The organism is Rhodococcus jostii NBRC 16295, assembly GCF_001894825.1.
In the GTDB taxonomy this organism is placed as follows: Bacteria; Actinomycetota; Actinomycetes; order Mycobacteriales; family Mycobacteriaceae; genus Rhodococcus_F; species Rhodococcus_F jostii.
The window spans coordinates 1-18,789 of record NZ_BCWY01000054.1 but is presented as its reverse complement, the minus strand read 5'-3'; the positions used below and the strand labels follow the sequence as shown (position 1 = coordinate 18,789).

The following is an 18,789-nucleotide window of genomic DNA, read 5'->3' as shown; positions in this document are numbered from 1 at the left end:
AACAAACCGTCCAAACTGAGCGCGATGGCCACAGGCCAGGCAGAGGCGATGGACTCGCGCTACCACCTCGCAGCGGGAATGCGGCGGCAGATCAACAAGGTCTTCCCCACTCACTGGTCGTTCCTGCTCGGCGAGATCGCGCTGTACAGCTTCATCATCCTGCTGATCTCCGGTGTCTACCTGACCCTGTTCTTCGATCCGTCGATGGCGCACGTCGTCTACAACGGTGCGTACGAGCCCCTCCGCGGCGTCACGATGTCCCGCGCGTACGAGACCACCCTGAACATCTCGTTCGAGGTCCGCGGCGGCCTGTTCGTCCGTCAGATCCACCACTGGGCTGCGCTGATGTTCGCGGCGTCGATCGTCGTGCACCTGCTGCGCATCTTTTTCACCGGCGCGTTCCGACGTCCGCGTGAGGCCAACTGGGTCATCGGCTGCCTGCTGCTGATCCTCGCGATGTTCGAGGGATTCTTCGGCTACACGATCCCCGACGACCTGCTGTCCGGCACGGGCCTGCGCGCCGCGTTCTCCGGCATCACGCTCAGCATCCCGATCGCGGGCACCTGGATGCACTGGCTGATCTTCGGCGGCGACTTCCCCGGCGACCTGATCATCCCCCGCCTGTACGTGGCGCACGTCCTGCTGTTCCCGGGCATCATCCTCGCCCTGATCGCCGGTCACCTCGCGCTCGTCTGGTACCAGAAGCACACGCAGTTCCCGGGCCCCGGCCGTACCGAGAGCAACGTCGTGGGCGTGCGAATCCTCCCGGTCTTCGCCGTCAAGTCGGGTGCGTTCTTCGCCATCACCTTCGGTGTCCTCGCCGTGATGGGTGGCGTCCTGCAGATCAACCCGGTCTGGACCATCGGCCCCTACAACCCGTCGCAGGTGTCGGCAGGTTCTCAGCCCGACATCTACATGATGTGGACGGACGGCCTTGCCCGTCTGTGGCCGGCATGGGATATCTACCTGTTCGACCGCTACACCATTCCGTCGGTGTTCGCTGTCGCGCTGATCATGGGTCTGGTGTTCACGGTCCTGATCGCGTACCCGTGGATCGAGAAGCGTCTGACCAAGGACGATGCTCACCACAACCTGCTGCAGCGTCCGCGCGACGTTCCGGTGCGTACCGCGATCGGTGCGATGGCGATCGCGTTCTACGCCGTCCTCACGATCTCCTGCATCAACGACATCATCGCCTACCACCTGAGCATCTCGCTCAACGCGATGACCTGGATCGGTCGTATCGGCATGGTGCTGCTGCCCCCGATCGCCTTCTTCGTGGCCTACCGGTTCTGCCTGGGTCTCCAGCGCAGCGACCGTGAGGTTCTCGAGCACGGCATCGAGACCGGCATCATCAAGCGGATGCCGAACGGTCAGTACATCGAAATCCACCAGCCGCTCGGCCCGGTCGACGACCACGGTCACCCGATCCCGCTCGAGTACCAGGGTGCGACGGTCCCGAAGAAGATGAACAAGCTCGGTTCCGCCGGCAAGCCCGGCTCCGGCAGCCTCGTCACGGCCGACCCGGTCGAGGAGAGCCTGGCCCTCGAGCACGCCCTGCACCACGGCGAGCACGAGCAGCTCACGATGCTGCGGGAGTACCAGGACCGTGCGCACGGCAACGGTTCCTCGACCTCCGGCAACGGATCGTCCGGCAACGGCGAGGCACACTAGCCTCACCTGCGCAACCGAGCAGAGCCCCGAACCCTTTCCGGTTCGGGGCTCTGCTCGTCTGTGGGCACCGCTTCCGCTCCCCTCCCCCGCGGTGGGGTGCGGAACACGAGCGCCACCGCCCCGAGCCCCAGGAGTAGGCCAAGCGCGGTGAGGGGTCCGAACGGTTCGCCGAACACCGCGGTCCCCCAGATCGCCGTCACCGGTGCCATCAGGAACATCAGGGCATTGACCCGGGTGACGCCGCTCCGGCGCAGCACGAGCCAGTACAGGCCGTAGCCGCCGAAGGTGGACAGGACGATCAACCAGGCCACCGACCACCAGAACGACGCCGCCGCCGGCGGGGACACGTCTCCGGCGCATGCGGCGAGCCCGGTGAAGAGCACGGCGCTGGTCGCGCAGTGCACGGTCATGGACACGACGGGATCCGTGGCGGTCGGTGCGCGACTCTCCAGGAACGTCGCCGCCACCAGCGACAGCATCCCGGCGAACGGCACGAGGTAGGCCCACCAGGACACTCCCGTTGCAGCGACGGCGTCGCTGGCGGTGACGACCACGACGCCCGCCAGTCCGAGGAGCAGCCCCCACCACTGCCGGGGCGCGACGTACTGGCCCAGCAACGGTCCGGCCAGTACGGCCACCACCAGTGGTTGGGTTCCGTCGATCAGCGCGGTGGTGCCGGTCGACACCCCGAGTCCGATCGCCTGGTAGACCGTCAGCAGGTACCCGGTCTGCGACAGCGCGCCGACGACGGCCTGGCGGCGGAGGGCACGGTATCCGACTCCTCGCCACCGCGCGCGGCCGAACAGCGCCGCACCGAGGCCGAGGACGACGGCGAGGGGCAGGAAACGCCAGGTCAAGACGGTGAGAGGGTCGGCGTCCCCGGCACCGAGTTTGGCCCCGATGAAGCCGGAGCTCCAGCACAGGACGAACAGCACGGCGAGAACCGCATTCACGACTGACCACCACCCAAAGTAAACAGATCAGTATACCTTCCCAACCTATACCGATCTGTATACTCTTGTCATGGACTCTCTGTCGCCACCGCGACGCGTCGCACTCACACCGGGCGCGCGCAAGGCGCTGACCGCCGCCGGCCGCCTGTTCTACGAGCGGGGCATTCACGCGGTCGGCGTCGACCTCATCGCCGCCGAGGCCGGCGTCACGAAGAAGACGCTGTACGACCGTTTCGGCTCGAAGGAACAGATCGTGGTCGAGTACCTCGCCGACCGGGACGAGCGGTGGCGGGCGTTTCTCGCCGACCACCTCGATGCCGTCGGCGACTCCCCCGAACGGCGCCTCCAGGCGATCTTCGACGCGTCGCAGGAGTGGACGGCGGAGAACAGCGCGAAGGGGTGCAGCATGGTCAACGCCCACGCGGAGATCAGTGACCCGTCACATCCGGCTTACGCCGTGATCATCGGGCAGAAGCAGTGGATGCTCGAACTGTTCACGGGCGTGTGCCGGGACGCGTCGGTGCACGAACCGGAAGCGCTCGCGCGCACGGTGATGCTGCTCCACGAAGGCGCTCTGGTGGCGCACGGATTGCAGGTGTTTCCGGATCCGCTGACTTTGGCGTCAGAGCAGGCCGGGGCACTCCTGCACGCGGCAGCCGATACAGGACACTGAAACTGGCCCCACGACACAGCGGAGGCGCCGAACCCCGAGGGGATTCGGCGCCTCCGCCAACCGACTGTATGGAACTAGTGCTTCTCGGGCCCGACGTAGTACTCGAAGACCAGACCTGCCGCAGCCGCGAGCACGGCCACCACGGCGACCACGATCATCCACGGCTGGAAGAACGCCATCGAGACTGCCACGAACGCAGCGGCGGCGGCGAGCAAGATCGGCCAGTAGCTGCCGGGGCTGAAGAAGCCCAGGTCGCCTGCGCCGTCGGCGATCTCCGCGTCCTCGTAGTCCTCGGGGCGGGTGTCGAGACGACGGGCGACGAACCGGAAGTACGTTCCGATGATCAGCGTCAGCCCCGCCGACAGGCAGATGCCGGTCAGACCCGCCCACTCGATACCGGTTCGTGAAACGGCGGTGAAGACGCCGTAGACGATCGCGACGAGAATGAAGAATACCGTCAGGATCTCGAAGAGCTTGGCTTCGATCTTCATATCAGCACTTGTCCTTGGTCAGTGAGGTATCAGCAGCAGGTTCAGTTACCTTCGACACCGCTCGCCTGCTTGTAGCCGCGATCGGTGGTGAAGGGAGACGTCGACGTCGCGACGGGGGACTCGCCGATGGCCTGCAGAGCCTCCGCCGTGGTCATATCCCGGCCGCCCTCGCTCGCCGGCTTGCGCAGCTCGATGTACTGCGCGAACTTGTCGGGGCTCACGGCGCGAACCTCGAAGTTCATCATCGCGTGGAACGTGCCGCACATCTCGGCGCAGCGCCCGACGAAGGCACCTTCCTTCTCGATCTCACTGATCTGGAAGACGTTGTCGGAGTGGTTCTCCTTCGGGTTCGGGTTCACGTCACGCTTGAACAGGAACTCCGGCACCCAGAAGGCGTGGATGACATCGGCCGAGGCCAGTTCGAACTGGATCCGCTTGCCGGTCGGCAGCACGAGGATCGGGATCTCGTTGCTCGAGCCGACGGTCTCGATCTTGTCGTAGTGCAGGTACGACAGGTCCTGGGGAGTCTTGCCGTGGATCGGACCGGGCTGAGCATGCTCACCCTCGGCCTCCGCCTCGGATGCCGGCGCGGACTCGACCGCGGCCTGGGCTTCCTGGTCGACGCCGTCGTACTTCCCGCCGCCTTCGCCGAGGTCGATCGAGCGGTAACCGAACTTCCAGTTCCACTGGTACGCAGTGACATCCACCACCACGTTGGGGTTGTCCTTTTTCTCGAGGACATGGTTCTGCACGATCACCGTGAAGTAGAACAGCACAGCGATGATGACGAACGGAACTGCGGTGTACGCCAGCTCGAGCGGCACGTTGTATGCCGTCTGCCGCGGGAACTCCGGTGAGTCCTTCTTCTTGCGGTGGAAGATCACCGCCCAGAAGGTGAGTCCCCACACCAGCACACCCATGACGAGGGCGGCGATGACCGACCAGGTCCACAGTTCACGCATGCGGTGCGCCTGCGGGGTTACGCCCGAAGGCCACCCGAAACGAAGCACCTCGTTGTCGATTGAACAACCCGACAGCAGCAAGGCAGCAATGCCCAAAGATACTGCCAACCCTGCCCGCCGAAGGATCCGACCTTGCGCCACGTTCACGCCTTCCTGATCGCCGCAAATTCCACTAGGGCACACCCGATGGGAAGGCCCAATTACTACGCAGCGTAGACCAAAGGCGGCGGCTCTCCATCCTCGGGTCGGGCGACGTGTCGCTGTCGTGGCGCCGAGGTGGTGTCGCTTCCCGGACCGGGCGCCCTCCCCCACGGCCCGAACCGGACGCGCCGGGAATCTGCGGCATACTTTCCGGCAGAGATCCCTGACCCCTCCACCTCGTGGAGCCTTCCAAGATTCTGAATTGAGGTACCGGACGCTGTGTGCGGACTGCTCGGGCTACTGACCTCTGGAGAAACCAGCGACAACGCCGTCTCACAGGTCGACCAGGCGATGCACTGCCTGCGCCACCGTGGGCCGGACGAGCACGGGACCTGGCACGACAACCATGTGGTCTTCGGGTTCAATCGGCTGTCGATCATCGACATCGAACACTCCCACCAGCCTCTGCGGTGGGGTCCGGAGGAGAATCCGGAGCGGTACGCGCTGACGTTCAACGGTGAGATCTACAACTATCTGGAGGTGCGCGCCGAACTCGCCGAACAGTTCGGCGCCCAGTTCGTCACCGAGGGCGACAGCGAGGCCATCGTCGCCGCATTCCACTACTGGGGCGAGGACGCCGTCCGCCGTCTGCGCGGCATGTTCGCGTTCGCGATCTGGGACACGCAGACGCGGGAGTTGTTCATCGCCCGCGACCCCTTCGGCATCAAGCCGCTCTTCCTGGCCACGGGTACCGGCGGCACCGCCTTCGGCAGCGAGAAGAAGAGCCTGCTGGAACTGGCGAGTCTGATCGGCATCGGCACCGAACTCGATCCGCGGGCCGTCGAGCACTACACCGTTCTGCAGTACGTGCCGGAGCCGGAAACCCTCCACAAGCAGATCCGCAGGCTCGAGTCCGGCTGCTTCGCCCGGGTGCGCCCCGGTGAAGAACCCGTGATCACGCGGTATTTCACCCCCACGTTCCCGGTGCGTCCGTTCGCTGCGGGCACGGAGCAGGCACGGTACCGCGAGATCGCGGAGGCGCTCGAGGATTCGGTCGCCAAGCATATGCGCGCCGACGTCACGGTCGGTTCCTTCCTGTCGGGAGGCATCGACTCGACGGCCATCGCAGCGCTCGCGATGCGCCACAACCCGAACCTGATCACGTTCACCACCGGTTTCGAGCGCGAGGGCTATTCGGAGGTCGACGTCGCGGCCGAGTCTGCCGAAGCGATCGGCGCGCGCCACGTGGTGAAGGTGGTGAGCCCGTCCGAGTTCGCGGCCGCGATCCCCGAGATCGTCTGGTACCTCGACGACCCGGTCGCCGACCCCGCACTGGTTCCGCTGTGGTTCGTGGCGAAGGAAGCACGCAAGCACGTCAAGGTCGTGCTGTCGGGTGAGGGCGCCGACGAGCTGTTCGGCGGATACACCATCTACCGCGAGCCGATTTCGCTCAAGCCGTTCGAGTACCTGCCGAAGGGGCTGCGGAAGGCGGCCGGGAAGCTGTCCGAGCGCATCCCCGAGGGCACCCGCGGAAAGAGCCTGCTCAATCGCGGATCGCTCACCCTGGAGGAGCGCTACTACGGCAACGCGCGCAGCTTCAACGACGCGCAGCTGCGTGCCGTCCTGCGCGATTTCCGGCCGGAGTGGACGCACCGCGACGTCACCGACCCGATCTACGCGCAGTCGCAGGGCTGGGATCCGGTGGCACGGATGCAGCACCTCGACCTGTTCACGTGGTTGCGCGGCGACATCCTCGTCAAGGCCGACAAGATGACGATGGCCAACTCGCTCGAGCTGCGGGTGCCGTTCCTCGATCCCGAGGTCTTCAGGGTGGCGTCGCAGGTGCCGCTGGACCAGAAGATCACCAAGAGCACCACCAAGTACGCGTTGCGTCAGGCACTGGAGGGCATCGTGCCCGGGCACGTGCTGCACCGGGCAAAGCTGGGCTTCCCGGTGCCGCTGCGGCACTGGCTGCGCGGCACCGAACTGTTCGACTGGGCGCACGAGCAGATCGAGGCGTCCGGCACCGATCACCTGCTCGACAAGGCCGCCGTCGCGAAGATGTTGAACGACCATCGGGACGGCGTGTCCGACCACAGCCGTCGCCTGTGGACCGTGCTGATCTTCATGGTGTGGCACGGCATCTTCGTGGAGAACCGCATCGTTCCGGAGATCTCCGAGCCGGCGTACCCGGTCTCCCTGTAGGCGCTTCGCGCCCGTGAGTGGTTGACGAGTCCCTGGACTCGCTCACCACTCACGGGCGGCGAAGCCGCCCCTTACGGCAGGACCGTGGCGATCTCGTCGGCGGCGGTGGTGCCGTATGCGTCCGCGAGTCGCTTGACAGCCTCGTCGCGGTCGAAGGTCCATTCCTGGGTTCCGACGGTCTCGAGCACCAGCACGGCGACGAGCGAGCCCAGCTGCGCGGAGCGCTCGAAGCTCAGACCCGCGCTGTGTGCGAGGAGGAATCCGGCCCGGAATCCGTCACCGACACCGGTCGGGTCGACCTTCGCCTTCTCGGGGACGACGGCGACACGGGTCCAGTTGCCCTCGGAGTCGACGATCTCGACGCCCTTGGAGCCGAGCGTCGTGACGCGGACACCGACCTGGGCGCGGATCTCCTCTTCCGACAATCCCGTCTTCTGCTGCAGCAGACCCCACTCGTATTCGTTGGTGAAGAGGTACTTGGCGCCCCGGATGAGTGCGGACGCCTCCTCGCCGTTCAGCCGGGCGAGCTGCTGCGACGGGTCGGCGGCGAACGGGATGCCCAGGCGGCGGCATTCCTCGGTGTGACGAATCATCGCCTCGGGGTCGTTGGCCCCGATCAGGACGAGTTCGAGCGCGTCGGCGTCCTGCGCGATGCCCGACAGCTGGATCTCGCGGGCCTCACTCATCGCACCGGGATAGAACGACGCGATCTGCGCCATGTCCTCGTCGGTGGTGCACACGAAACGCGCGGTGTGCGCCGTCGTCGAGATGCGGACGGCGGTGCAGTCGACGCCGTTGCTCTCGAGCCACCGGCGGTAGTCCGCGAAGTCGGCCCCGACAGCCCCGACCAGCAGCGGAGAACCGCCGAGGACGCCCATGGCGTAGGCGATGTTGCCGCCCACTCCCCCGCGCCGGACGACGAGGTCGTCGACCAGGAAGCTCAACGAGATGTGGCTGAGCTGATCGGCGAGCAACTGCTCGGCGAACCGGCCCGGAAACCGCATCAGGTGGTCGGTGGCGATGGAACCGGTTACCGCAATTGTCACGGGCGGATGCCTTTCGATGAGTTCGGTCGGGATTTCTCACCGTACCCGGAGTACCACCCTGATCGGTCGGCAGCTCGAAGACGTGGATACGAGGAGGTCGGGCACGAAAAAAGTCTGACGCGGCAGCCGGTCGGCCCCGCGTCAGACTTGTCGATTCAGTTGTTCTTCGGCCCGGGACTCAGTTGAAGGAGTCGCCGCAGGCGCACGAGCCGGTCGCGTTGGGGTTGTCGATGGTGAAACCCTGCTTCTCGATGGTGTCGACGAAGTCGATCGACGCACCCTCGACGTACGGTGCGCTCATCCGGTCCACCGCGAGGGCGACGCCACCGAAGTCCACGATGAGGTCGCCGTCCAGGTTGCGGTCGTCGAAGAACAGCTGGTAACGCAGTCCTGCGCAGCCGCCGGGTTGCACGGCGATGCGCAGCGCAAGGTCGTCGCGACCTTCCTGATCGAGCAGCGCCTTCGCCTTGGAGGACGCGGCTTCGGTCATCTTGACGCCGTGGACGGCCGTCTCGTTCTGCACAGTCATGGGCTCTCCCTGTAGTTCGTAACAAACCCGTGAACGCTTCAACGGTACTCCGCGCCCGACTTATTCCCGGGTTCCATTCCCTGCGGCGTCCGCAGATCGATCCACGTCCATGGTATCCGACGTCGCGATGTCGGGTTACTGCCCTGCGGCGGCGCCGTCCCACCCCCGGGCGGCGGCCGCCGCGAGGTCCCGCAGCTGCGCATACGCGTCCGTCATCGCGAGTTCGACCGATCCGGCGTGGTCCACGAGGGACAGTGCGTGGTCGATGCCTGCGCGGTCGAGGTCCGCGGTGTCGAGGAGGACCTGCCCGGCCAGGACGAGTGTCGCGATCGTCCGCCGGCGGGCGGCGGCGGCGAGCGCGATGACGAGTTTCCCGCGCAGCGACTGCTGGTCGAGACGTCCTTCCCCGGTGATGACGAGTTGAGCGGAGGCGAGTTGCCGGTCCTGGCGGGTGCGCTGCGCGACCACGTGAGCACCGGATTCGCGGGTCGCCCCGAGGGCGAGGAGGGCGGCGCCGATCCCGCCTGCGGCGCCGGCGCCCGCCTCGGCGGCGACCTCGCGCGCCGTCACCCGGCGCAGTTGGCCCGCCCACGCTGTGTTCCGGTCTTCGAGGAACGCGACGGTGTCGGGGTCGGCGCCCTTCTGCGGTCCGAACACGTGAGCGGCGCCGTGTTCGCCCAGCAACGGGTGCTCGACGTCGGTCGCGGCCACCAGTTCCACCGCACGCAGGCGCGCGACGGCGGCGTCGGCGCTCCCGAACCCCTGAGCCAGGGCCTCGACGAGGCCGCGCCCGCCGTCGGTGCAGCTGCTGCCGCCGAGACCCACGACGATCCTGCGAGCCCCCGCGTCGAGGGCCGCCACCACGAGCTGCCCGACGCCACGGCTGTGTGCCTCGCGGGCGGTGCGTGGTGTCGGCGGGCCGCCGAGCAGTGCGAGTCCGCAGGCCTGGGCAGATTCGAGGTAGGCGTCGGTGCCGTCGAGGAGCCAGCGGGCTGTGACGTCGGCGCCGACGGGCCCTTCCACGACCGCCGTCCGGACGGTGCCGCCCGCGGCCGCGACGACGTCGACGAATCCGGGGCCGCCGTCGGACTGCGGTGCCTGGATCAGCTGATCGTCCGGGCGCACGGCCGACCATCCCGCCGCTATCGCAGCGGTCGCCTCGACGGCCGTCAGCGTTTCACCGAAGGAGTCCGGTGCGATCATCACTCGCATCGGCGAAGTGTATGGCGGTGGACGCGACCCGGCATTTCGATGTGAGGGCGGTTTTCCCCCCGACCGCGTCTTCCCATACTCTGGAAGGGTGAAATTGCTACGCCGCGGTGATTCGGACAATTCAGACAAGCGGGACGTCGAGGTCGCCGAGTCGTCCACGGCCCCGGAGGCGGAGTCCGCCGAACAGGCCGGCAAGGGCCGCCCGACCCCCAAACGACGCGACGCCGAGTCGAAGCGTCGCGGCCCGGTCGCGCCCGCGCCGCTGACGGCGAAGGAGGCCCGGGCCCGCAAGAAGGCCAACCGTGGCAACAAGGAAGAGCGCAAGGTCGCGGCCGCGGAGCGCCGCGCCACCGCCGCCGAGCGACGCGCCCGCATGCTCGCGGGCGAGGACAAGTACCTCCTGCCCCGCGACAAGGGCCCGGTCCGCGCGTACGTCCGCGACATCGTGGACGCCCGTCGCAACCTGGTCGGCCTGTTCATGCCGCTCGCCCTGGTTCTGATCATGGCGATGTTCGTCAGCCCGGCTCTGCAGGCCATCGTGACGCTCGCCATGCTCATCATGATGATGTTCATGGCCATGGAGGGCGTCTGGCTGGGCCGCAAGATCAACAACCAGGTGCGGGAGCGGTTCCCGGACACCCCCGACGGCGGGTTCAAGCTCGGGTGGTACGCGTTCGTGCGGGCATCGCAGATCCGCAAGCTGCGTGCCCCCAAGCCGCGGGTGCGCCCCGGCGACGCCATCTGACGGTCAGTTGTGGGGCGCGCGGTGCGTCTCGGCGAGCAGCCGCCCCAGTTCGGCGTCGCGGTCGTACGACAGGTCGGTCATGGGATCAGCCGGTCGGAAGAAGTTGTCGCGGTAGCTGTTCCGCAGCCGCGGGTGGAGTGGACCCAGGTGCCGACCGGCGTACATCACAGCCGCATGCAGCACGAGAAGTAGTGCAACGAGGACGAGGAATTCGGTCATGGCTGAAATTTTCCGCCCATTCACTTCCCGCCAACAGTGGCGGAATTGACGTTCTTCGTCAAAATACTGCCATCGTGCCGGGTTGGTAGCGTTTCCCTCCGTGCCCACCGCCGACACCCCGGACCGACCGCGTCGTCCCAACCCGACCTCGCGAACGCTGGTACTCGGCGGTGCACGCTCCGGAAAATCCGCTCACGCCGAGGAACTGACCCAGGCACTCGCCGGGGCGGGCCGGGTCCGCTATGTCGCCACCAGCCACCGCGACCCCACCGACCACGACTGGGAACAGCGGGTCGCGCAGCACCGCGATCGGCGTCCCGACACCTGGCTCACGGTGGAAACCGCCCACCGGCTCGACCTCGCCGACCAGCTCCGATCCCCCACCGACACGGCGGCCACCCTCGTCGACGACCTCGGCACCTGGCTCACCGTCGAACTCGACGGCGCCGCGGCCTGGGAATCGCCCCGGGGCACGATCACCGACCGGACGGACGAACTCGTCGCGGCCGTCCGCGACTACCGCGGCGCACTCGTCCTGGTCACCCCCGAGGTGGGTCTCGGCGTCATCCCGGAGACCCGGTCCGGCCGCCTGTTCCGCGACGAGATCGGCGCGCTCAACGCACAACTCGCACAGGTCTGCGATCGCGTGCTCCTCGTCGTGGCCGGGCTGACCATGACCATGAAAGATGTTCCCGCACAAGAATCGCGCGGAGCAGAAGTGTCCACTCGAGCGAGAGGCCAAGCGTGACCAGCGAGCCCGTGAGCACCGACCCGGGTCGGTTCGAACCCGTCACCCCGCCCGACGAGGGGGTGCGCGCGCAGGCCGAGGCCCGTCAGTTGCAGCTCACCAAACCGGCCGGCTCACTCGGCCGGCTCGAAACGCTCGCCTGCTGGGCAGCGGCCTGTCAGGGCGTCTGCCCGCCCGCACCCTTCGAGCGGGCGCGGGTGGTGGTGTTCGCCGGCGACCACGGCGTCGCGCGGACCGGCGTCTCGGCGTACCCGCCGGAGGTGACGGCGCAGATGGTCGCCAACTTCGTCGGTGGCGGCGCGGCCGTCAACGCTCTCGCGAATCGGGCGGGTGCGAGCGTGCGCGTCGTCGACCTGTCGGTGGACGGTGACACGGACTCTTCCGTGTCCACGTTCAAGATTCGGCGTTCCTCCGGGGCGATCGACCGCGAGGACGCGCTCACGCACGAGGAGACCCTGAAGGCCATCGAGGCAGGCCGGTCGATCGCCGATTCCGAAATCGACTCCGGCGCAGACCTGTTGATCGCCGGCGACATGGGAATCGGCAACACCACCCCGGCCACCGTCCTCATCGCGGCGCTGACGGACACCGAACCGGTGGCGGCCGTCGGCCGGGGCACCGGGGTCGACGACGCCGGCTGGATCCGGAAGACGGCAGCCGTCCGCGACGCGATGCGCCGGGCCCGGCCGGTGGTCCGTGACACGGTGGCGCTGCTGCGGACGGTGTCGGGCGCCGACCTCGCGGCAATGGCCGGGTTCCTCGCCCAGGCCTCCGCACGCAAGACCCCGGTGATTCTCGACGGAGTCGTCGTCACCGCCGCCGCCATGGTCGCGGAGGAACTGGCCCACGGTGCCCGCGCCTGGTGGGTGGCCGGCCACCGCTCCACGGAACCGGCGCACACGATCGCGCTGAAACACCTGCAACTCGAGCCGCTCCTCGAACTGGACATGCGACTCGGCGAGGGGTCCGGCGCCGTGACCGCGCTGCCGATCCTGCAGGGCGCCGTCGCCACGCTCGCGGAGATGGCGACGTTCGCGGAGGCGGGCGTCAGCACCCGCGACGCCGAGGACGGCGAGAGCACCGAGACCGACTCCGCCGCCCACACCGCGGGCTGACCGTGTCGGGTGTGCTGCTCGCGTTCTCCTGGCTGACGGTTCTCCCCCTGCGCGGACCGCATTCGGTGGACCGCACGGCGGGAGGCCGCGCCATCCGGGCGGCGCCGCTGACCGGGATCGCGCTGGGCGGCCTGGCGGCGGGACTGCTGTGGGTTCTCGTGTCCGCCGGGCTCGATCCTGCCCTCGCCGGACTGCTGACGGTGGGCGCCCATGCCCTCGCCACCCGGGGCATGCACATCGACGGACTGTCCGACACCGTCGACGGGCTCGGCTGCTACGGGCCGCCCGAGCGGGCGAGGGCCGTGATGCACAGCGGCGGCGCAGGTCCGTTCGGGGTGTGCGCCCTCGTGATCTGCCTGGGCGCTCAGGGGATGGCGTTCGGATCTCTCGCCGCCGCAGGACAATTCGCGTGTGTCGCCGTCGCCGTCGCCGCGGGTCGGGTGGCGGTGGTATTCGCCTGCCGGCGCGGAATTTCCGCATCGTCGACGGAAGGCTTCGGCGCGTTGGTCGCTGGAACCCAGTCGCCGTGGACCGGTGTCGCGTGGGCGGTACCGCTTCTCGCCGCGGCCGCGTGGTGCACCTCGCCGTGGTGGCAGGGGCCGGTCGTGACGGTGGTGGCGTTGACGCTCACCGCACTGCTGGTGGCCCACTGTGTCCGGCGATTCGGCGGCCTGAACGGCGATGTGCTCGGCGCCGCCCTCGAGATCACCGTCACCGTCTCGGCGATCGGGCTCGCGTTCTGAGCGACCGCCGGGACCGCGCTCAGCGCAGTTTCGTCATCCAGCCGTGGGTGTCGGCGAACGTGCCACGCTGAATCCCGGTCAGGGTGTCGCGCAGGGCCATCGTGACCTCGCCGGGCTCCCCGTCGGCGACCGTGAACTCACCCTCGGCCGACTTGACCCGGCCGACGGGCGTGATGACCGCTGCCGTTCCGCACGCGAACACCTCGGTGATCTCGCCCGACTTGGTTTTGGTGCGCCATTCCTCGGTGCTGATGCGGCGTTCCTCCACCGCGAAACCGGCGTCGGTCGCGAGGGTCAGCAGCGAGTTGCGAGTGATACCCGGCAGCAGCGAACCGGACAGCGACGGCGTCACGAGCCGAGCGTCGGGCCCGGAGCCGAACACGAAGAAGAGGTTCATGCCGCCCATCTCCTCGACGTACGACCGCTCGATGGCGTCGAGCCAGACCACCTGGTCGCATCCCTCGTCGGCGGCCTGCGCCTGCGCGAGCAGCGAAGCCGCGTAGTTGCCCGCGAACTTCGCGGCGCCGGTGCCGCCGGGTGCGGCGCGCACGTATTCCGTCGACAGCCACACGCTCACCGGCTTCACCCCACGCGGGAAGTACGCACCGGCGGGCGACGCGATCAGCAGGTAGCGGTACTCGTCGGCCGGACGCACACCCAGACCGGCCTCGGTGGAGAACATGAACGGGCGGAGGTACAGCGCGTCCTCCCCACCGGCGGCGGGAACCCATTCGTGATCCAGCTCGAGCAGTTCGGTGATCGACTTGACGAACAACTCCTCCGGCAGCTCGGGCATCGCGAGGCGGCGGGCCGAAGTCGCAAGGCGTTCGGCGTTCGCCTCGAGGCGGAACGTCGAGATGCCGCCGTCGGGTTGCCGGTACGCCTTCAACCCCTCGAAGATGGCCTGCCCGTAGTGCAGCACCATCGCGGCCGGGTCGAGCTGGAGCGGGCCGTACGGCTCCACCTTGGCGTCGTGCCAGCCGAACTCCGTGGAATAGGTGATCGACACCATGTGGTCCGTGAAGTACCGACCGAATCCGGGCGCCGCCAGTATCTCTCGCCGTACCTCGTCGGAGGTGAGGGCGGGATGCGGGACGCGGACGAATTCGGTGACACCTGTCATGCCCGTGATCCTATCGAACGCCTTCTGCCGCCCCGCCGCCGACAGGTCGTCCTCGTCGGGCGCTTACCTGGTGTTGATCTCCACGAACGGCGGAGACACCACCTCGGCGCGCAGCGAGCGTCCCCGGACGTCCACGGCGATCTCGTCGCCGGCCGACACCCCGGCGCCGGAATCGAGCAGCGCCAACGCGATCCCGACCTTGAGCGTGGGCGAGAACGTGCCCGACGTGGTCTCGCCGATCGACTCGCCGTCACGCAGCACGCTCTGACCGGCGCGCAGCACCCCGCGGTCCAGCGCCTTGATGCCCCACAGCTTGCGTGCCGGACCGGACTCCTTCTCGCCGGTGAGCGTCTCCTTGCCCCAGAACTTCGGCTTCTTCCACCCGATCGCCCACCCGCAGCGCGCCTCGAGCGGAGAGATCTCCAACGACAGTTCGTGCCCGTGCAGCGGGTACCCCATCTCGGTGCGCAGGGTGTCCCGGGCGCCCAGACCGGCGACCTGGCCGCCGTGGGCGCGAACCTGCTCGACCGCCGCCCGGAACAACTTCTCGCTGTCCTCCCAGCGAGGCAGCAGTTCGAAACCGACCTCGCCGGTGTATCCGCTGCGGCACACGCGGACGGGAACGCCGTCCCAGGTGGTGTCCGCGAATGCCATGTAGTCGATGTCGGTGGGCAGGCCGAGCGCGGTGAGCGCCTCCACCGACTTCGGCCCCTGCACGGCGATCACACCGAAGTCCCGGTGCTGGTTCTCCACCGTGACGCCCTCCGGCGCCGAGGCGGCCAGTGCCGCGACCACGTCCGCGGTGTTGGCCGCATTGGGGACGAGGAACACCTCGTCCGGGCTCACGTAATAGGCGATCAGATCGTCGACGACCCCACCCGACGGCGTGCAGCAGAGCGTGTACTGCGCCTTGCCGGGACCGATCTTGTCGAGGTCGTTGGTGAGTGCCGAGTTGACGAAGGCGGCCGCGCCATTGCCCCGCACGAGCGCCTTGCCGAGGTGGCTGACGTCGAACACCCCCACCGATTCGCGTACCGCGGTGTGCTCGACCACGGTGCCGGCGTACGACACGGGCATCTCCCAGCCACCGAACGGAGCGAACGTGGCTCCGAGTTCGACGTGAACGGCGTGGACGGGGCCCTGCGACAACTGCTCCTCGGTCATGCGCCTCAACTTATCGGACCGTCGGGCGTACCGGGTAGACGACGACGGAGGAGCACTACCATCGGGACGGACGTCGGCGAGCCGACTTCCACCCGACCCCGAACCGCTGCAGGAGAGACACCGTGAGCACTCGCACAGCCCGACCCCTCGGACCACAACTCGCCCTGGCCGGCACCGTCGGCAAGCGCGTGGACGTGTTGGTGATCGGGCTGACGTCGACCTCGGACGGCCCCGAAATCGCGCTCGGCGACGGCATCGTCGACGAATCGGTGCTGACCGATCTGCTCGACACGTTCGTCGCGGTGGGCGCCTCCGGCAAGGCCGAGGAGACCACGCGCATCCCGGCACCCGACACCCTTCCGGTCGACAGTGTGCTGGCCGTCGGACTCGGTTCCGCGGAGAAACTGGACGCCGAGCAGATCCGCAAGTCCGCGGGCGCCGCGGCGCGGGCCCTCAGTGGCGTGGGCACCGTCGCGACCACCCTGTCCGTGCTCGATCTCGGTGCGGCAGCGGAAGGTTTCGCTCTCGGCGCGTACCGGTTCACCGAGTTCAAGTCCGCGAAGTCCGCACCCGGCCCCGACGCGCAGCCCGTCGCCCGGGTGGAGCTTCTCGTGTCGTCCCCGCGTGCGAAGGAGTCGAAGGACACCCTCGCTCGCTCGTCGGCGATCGCCGAGGCCGTGGCCACCGCCCGCGAATTCGTCAACACCCCCCCGAGCCACCTATTCCCCGCCGAATTCGCCGACCGCGCAAAGGCTCTCGGTACCGACGCCGGCCTGAAGGTCGAGGTCCTCGACGAGAAGGCGCTCGAGAAGAACGGGTACGGCGGCATCCTCGGAGTAGGCAAGGGCTCGTCCCGCCTGCCGCGGCTGGTGCGCCTGAGCTACACCGCGAAGAAACGGAACGCACCCAAGGTCGCGCTCGTCGGCAAGGGCATCACGTTCGACACCGGCGGCATCTCCATCAAGCCCGCCGCCGGCATGGAGAACATGACATCCGACATGGGCGGCGCCGCAGCCGTTGTCGCCACCGTCGTCCTCGCCGCCAAGCTCGGACTGCCCGTCGACGTCACCGCCACCGTCCCGATGGCCGAGAACATGCCGTCGTCCACCGCGCAGCGTCCCGGCGACGTCCTCACCCAGTACGGCGGAACCACGGTCGAGGTCATCAACACCGACGCCGAGGGACGTCTCGTCCTCGCCGACGCCATCGTCCGTGCCTGCGAGGACGACCCCGACTACCTCATCGACACCGCAACCCTCACCGGCGCGCAGATGGTGGCGCTCGGCAACCGCACACCCGGCGTCATGGGCACCGACGAGTTCCGCGATCGGGTCGCCTCCATCTCCCAGGAGATCGGCGAGAACGCGTGGGCCATGCCCATGCCGGCCGAACTGCGCTCGGATCTCGACTCGAAGATCGCCGACCTCGCCAACGTCACCAACCACCGCTGGGGCGGCATGCTCGCCGCAGCGCTGTACCTGAAGGAATTCGTGGCCGACGGCGTCCAGTGGGCGCACATCGACGTCGCCGGCCCGGCCTACAACTCGTCGGGACCGTGGGGATACACCGGCCGCGGCGGCACCGGCGTGCCCGTGCGCACCATGATCTCGGTGATCGAGGACATCGCCGCCAACGGGTAGGCGCTCCGCGCTCGTGCGCCTTTCTGGTAGCTGGAACAACCAGAAAGGCGCACGGGCGGCGCAGCCGCCTACAGGTCCCGCTCGCGCTCCCGCTTCCGTTCGATCCGGCGCCGCGCGTCGTGGTCACGCATCCGCTGCGGATAGCCGGTCTTGCGGACGTCGTACACCGGGATGCGGAGATCCTCGCCGAGTTTGCGGGCGCCGCGTTCTCCGCCCACCCGGCGCCGGGTCCACTCGCCGTCCGCCGCGACGAGCACGACGGTGACGTCGGTCACCGTCGTCTGCGGTTCCACGTACGCTTCCACCCCGAGGTGTGTGCGAGTCCAGTTCGCGAGATGGGCGGCATCCTCCGGGGACGCCTGGGATCGGCCGGACCGAGGCCGCGAGAAACGGTCGAACAACCCCACGTCGAGCCTCCTCGAGTGCGTGCGCCGAACTGCGCCGGCAACTGTCCTCCAAGTTTGCCAGCGAACGACGTCTCTCCGCCGGACACGAAAACTACTGGCCGGTAGGCATAACGTCCCGACACACCCGAAGTCGCGGGGGGTGCCCCCTCGGCGGACACGCCCACCGGATCAATGGAAAGATGTGGAGCGCCGACACAGCGAGTGGGTGACGACGAATCGGAATTACCTGCAAGTAGACGCAAGACACGTGCATCTCGAGCACAATGGTTCACGACCACAAGTCGACAAAATTCAACAACCCGAACACAACTGTCGAGGAGTCAAAAGACATGGCCTTCTCCGTCCAGATGCCAGCGCTTGGTGAGAGTGTCACCGAGGGAACTGTCACGCGGTGGCTCAAGCAGGAAGGAGACGCGGTCGAAGTTGACGAACCCTTGCTCGAAGTCTCCACGGACAAGGTGGACACGGAAATCCCGTCTCCCGTGGCCGGCGTTCTCAGCAAGATCGTTGCTCAGGAAGATGACACCGTGGAAATCGGTGGCGAACTTGCCGTGATCGGCGACGCCGGTGAGGCTCCTGCCTCCGACTCCGCTCCCGCACCCGCCGCCGAGCCGGCCCCCGCCGCCGAGACACCGGCCGCAGAGCCTGCGCCCGCAGCGTCCGGCAACGGTTCCGCCGAGGGCACCGCGGTGAACATGCCGGAACTCGGCGAGTCCGTCACCGAGGGCATCGTCACCCGCTGGCTGAAAGCCGTCGGCGACGAGGTCGCCGTGGACGAGCCGCTCGTCGAGGTGTCCACCGACAAGGTCGACACGGAGATCCCGTCGCCCGTCGCCGGAACCCTCCTCGAGATCAGCGCCGAGGAAGACGACACCGTGTCCGTCGGCGGTCAGCTCGCCGTCATCGGCTCCGGTGCACCCGCCGCCAAGCCGGCCGCGGAACCGAAGCCCGAGCCCACCCCCGAGCCCGCGAAACCCGCGCCCGCTCCGGAGCCGGCGA

The 18,789-nt window shown here is 68.1% G+C and carries 19 protein-coding genes; 9 read left to right on the top strand and 10 right to left on the bottom strand.

Going from position 1 to position 18,789, the window contains the following annotated elements:
- Window positions 1–24 precede the first annotated feature (24 nt).
- Window positions 25–1,674, top strand: a complete 1,650-nt coding sequence (gene qcrB, locus RJ1_RS28550) for a cytochrome bc1 complex cytochrome b subunit (protein ID WP_073365923.1) — start codon at window positions 25–27, stop codon at window positions 1,672–1,674.
- Between the two features lie 2 nt (window positions 1,675–1,676).
- Here qcrB and RJ1_RS28545 read toward each other — a convergent pair whose 3' ends face one another.
- On the bottom strand, window positions 1,677–2,627 hold the full coding sequence (locus tag RJ1_RS28545; RefSeq protein WP_073365887.1) for a DMT family transporter: 951 nt from the start codon (window positions 2,625–2,627) through the stop codon (window positions 1,677–1,679).
- A 70-nt stretch (window positions 2,628–2,697) separates the two neighbouring features.
- On the opposite strand from RJ1_RS28545, the gene RJ1_RS28540 reads away from it, so the two are divergent.
- The gene (locus RJ1_RS28540) at window positions 2,698–3,300 is read left to right on the top strand and encodes a TetR/AcrR family transcriptional regulator (protein ID WP_073365886.1); all 603 of its coding nucleotides are present in this window, start codon (window positions 2,698–2,700) and stop codon (window positions 3,298–3,300) included.
- 74 nt (window positions 3,301–3,374) lie between these two features.
- Here the strand turns inward: RJ1_RS28540 and RJ1_RS28535 are convergent, their stop codons facing one another.
- Together RJ1_RS28535 and ctaC are read right to left on the bottom strand one after the other, a co-directional pair.
- Complete coding sequence (locus tag RJ1_RS28535) at window positions 3,375–3,791, bottom strand: cytochrome c oxidase subunit 4 (RefSeq protein WP_012688105.1); 417 nt, start codon at window positions 3,789–3,791, stop codon at window positions 3,375–3,377.
- A 41-nt stretch (window positions 3,792–3,832) separates the two neighbouring features.
- Complete coding sequence (ctaC, locus tag RJ1_RS28530) at window positions 3,833–4,900, bottom strand: aa3-type cytochrome oxidase subunit II (RefSeq protein WP_073365885.1); 1,068 nt, start codon at window positions 4,898–4,900, stop codon at window positions 3,833–3,835.
- 273 nt (window positions 4,901–5,173) lie between these two features.
- Here ctaC and asnB point away from each other — a divergent pair, with 273 nt between their 5' ends.
- Complete coding sequence (asnB, locus tag RJ1_RS28525) at window positions 5,174–7,099, top strand: asparagine synthase (glutamine-hydrolyzing) (protein WP_073365884.1); 1,926 nt, start codon at window positions 5,174–5,176, stop codon at window positions 7,097–7,099.
- A 71-nt stretch (window positions 7,100–7,170) separates the two neighbouring features.
- Here asnB and RJ1_RS28520 read toward each other — a convergent pair whose 3' ends face one another.
- From RJ1_RS28520 to RJ1_RS28510, 3 genes are all read right to left on the bottom strand, one after another.
- Window positions 7,171–8,145: a carbohydrate kinase family protein gene (locus tag RJ1_RS28520; protein ID WP_073365883.1), complete on the bottom strand. Its 975-nt coding sequence runs from the start codon at window positions 8,143–8,145 to the stop codon at window positions 7,171–7,173.
- 178 nt (window positions 8,146–8,323) lie between these two features.
- Entirely contained in the window at window positions 8,324–8,674 is a 351-nt protein-coding gene (locus RJ1_RS28515; RefSeq protein WP_073365882.1) for a HesB/IscA family protein, read from the bottom strand.
- A gap of 135 nt (window positions 8,675–8,809) precedes the next feature.
- A complete protein-coding gene (locus tag RJ1_RS28510; protein WP_073365881.1) occupies window positions 8,810–9,886 on the bottom strand; it encodes a glycerate kinase family protein in 1,077 nt (358 codons plus the stop codon).
- A gap of 88 nt (window positions 9,887–9,974) precedes the next feature.
- On the opposite strand from RJ1_RS28510, the gene RJ1_RS28505 reads away from it, so the two are divergent.
- On the top strand, window positions 9,975–10,631 hold the full coding sequence (locus RJ1_RS28505; RefSeq protein ID WP_073365880.1) for a DUF3043 domain-containing protein: 657 nt from the start codon (window positions 9,975–9,977) through the stop codon (window positions 10,629–10,631).
- 3 nt (window positions 10,632–10,634) lie between these two features.
- On the opposite strand, the gene RJ1_RS28500 is transcribed toward RJ1_RS28505, so the two are convergent.
- Window positions 10,635–10,850 (bottom strand): hypothetical protein, encoded by a 216-nt coding sequence (locus RJ1_RS28500; protein ID WP_073365879.1) that lies wholly within the window; start codon window positions 10,848–10,850, stop codon window positions 10,635–10,637.
- A 100-nt stretch (window positions 10,851–10,950) separates the two neighbouring features.
- Between RJ1_RS28500 and cobU the strand changes: the two genes are divergently transcribed.
- The 3 genes from cobU to RJ1_RS28485 are packed head-to-tail and all read left to right on the top strand — an operon-like array spanning window position 10,951 to window position 13,456.
- Window positions 10,951–11,598, top strand: coding sequence for a bifunctional adenosylcobinamide kinase/adenosylcobinamide-phosphate guanylyltransferase (gene cobU / locus RJ1_RS28495; RefSeq protein ID WP_073365878.1), 648 nt, complete (start codon window positions 10,951–10,953; stop codon window positions 11,596–11,598).
- Complete coding sequence (gene cobT, locus RJ1_RS28490; protein WP_073365877.1) at window positions 11,595–12,713, top strand: nicotinate-nucleotide--dimethylbenzimidazole phosphoribosyltransferase; 1,119 nt, start codon at window positions 11,595–11,597, stop codon at window positions 12,711–12,713. The genes cobU and cobT overlap by 4 nt, the downstream gene beginning before the upstream one ends.
- Window positions 12,714–12,715: 2 nt before the next feature.
- Window positions 12,716–13,456, top strand: a complete 741-nt coding sequence (locus RJ1_RS28485) for an adenosylcobinamide-GDP ribazoletransferase (protein ID WP_073365876.1) — start codon at window positions 12,716–12,718, stop codon at window positions 13,454–13,456.
- 19 nt (window positions 13,457–13,475) lie between these two features.
- On the opposite strand, the gene RJ1_RS28480 is transcribed toward RJ1_RS28485, so the two are convergent.
- Together RJ1_RS28480 and gcvT are read right to left on the bottom strand one after the other, a co-directional pair.
- Entirely contained in the window at window positions 13,476–14,579 is a 1,104-nt protein-coding gene (locus RJ1_RS28480) for a branched-chain amino acid aminotransferase (RefSeq protein WP_073365875.1), read from the bottom strand.
- 63 nt (window positions 14,580–14,642) lie between these two features.
- The gene (gcvT, locus tag RJ1_RS28475; protein WP_073365874.1) at window positions 14,643–15,743 is read right to left on the bottom strand and encodes a glycine cleavage system aminomethyltransferase GcvT; all 1,101 of its coding nucleotides are present in this window, start codon (window positions 15,741–15,743) and stop codon (window positions 14,643–14,645) included.
- Window positions 15,744–15,865: 122 nt separating this feature from the next.
- Between gcvT and RJ1_RS28470 the strand changes: the two genes are divergently transcribed.
- Entirely contained in the window at window positions 15,866–17,383 is a 1,518-nt protein-coding gene (locus tag RJ1_RS28470) for a leucyl aminopeptidase (protein WP_073365873.1), read from the top strand.
- A 68-nt stretch (window positions 17,384–17,451) separates the two neighbouring features.
- Here the strand turns inward: RJ1_RS28470 and RJ1_RS28465 are convergent, their stop codons facing one another.
- Entirely contained in the window at window positions 17,452–17,790 is a 339-nt protein-coding gene (locus tag RJ1_RS28465; protein ID WP_073365872.1) for an oxidoreductase, read from the bottom strand.
- Window positions 17,791–18,119: 329 nt separating this feature from the next.
- On the opposite strand from RJ1_RS28465, the gene RJ1_RS28460 reads away from it, so the two are divergent.
- A partial coding sequence (locus RJ1_RS28460; RefSeq protein ID WP_305793899.1) for a biotin/lipoyl-containing protein occupies window positions 18,120–18,789 on the top strand: 670 nt, incomplete at its 3' end.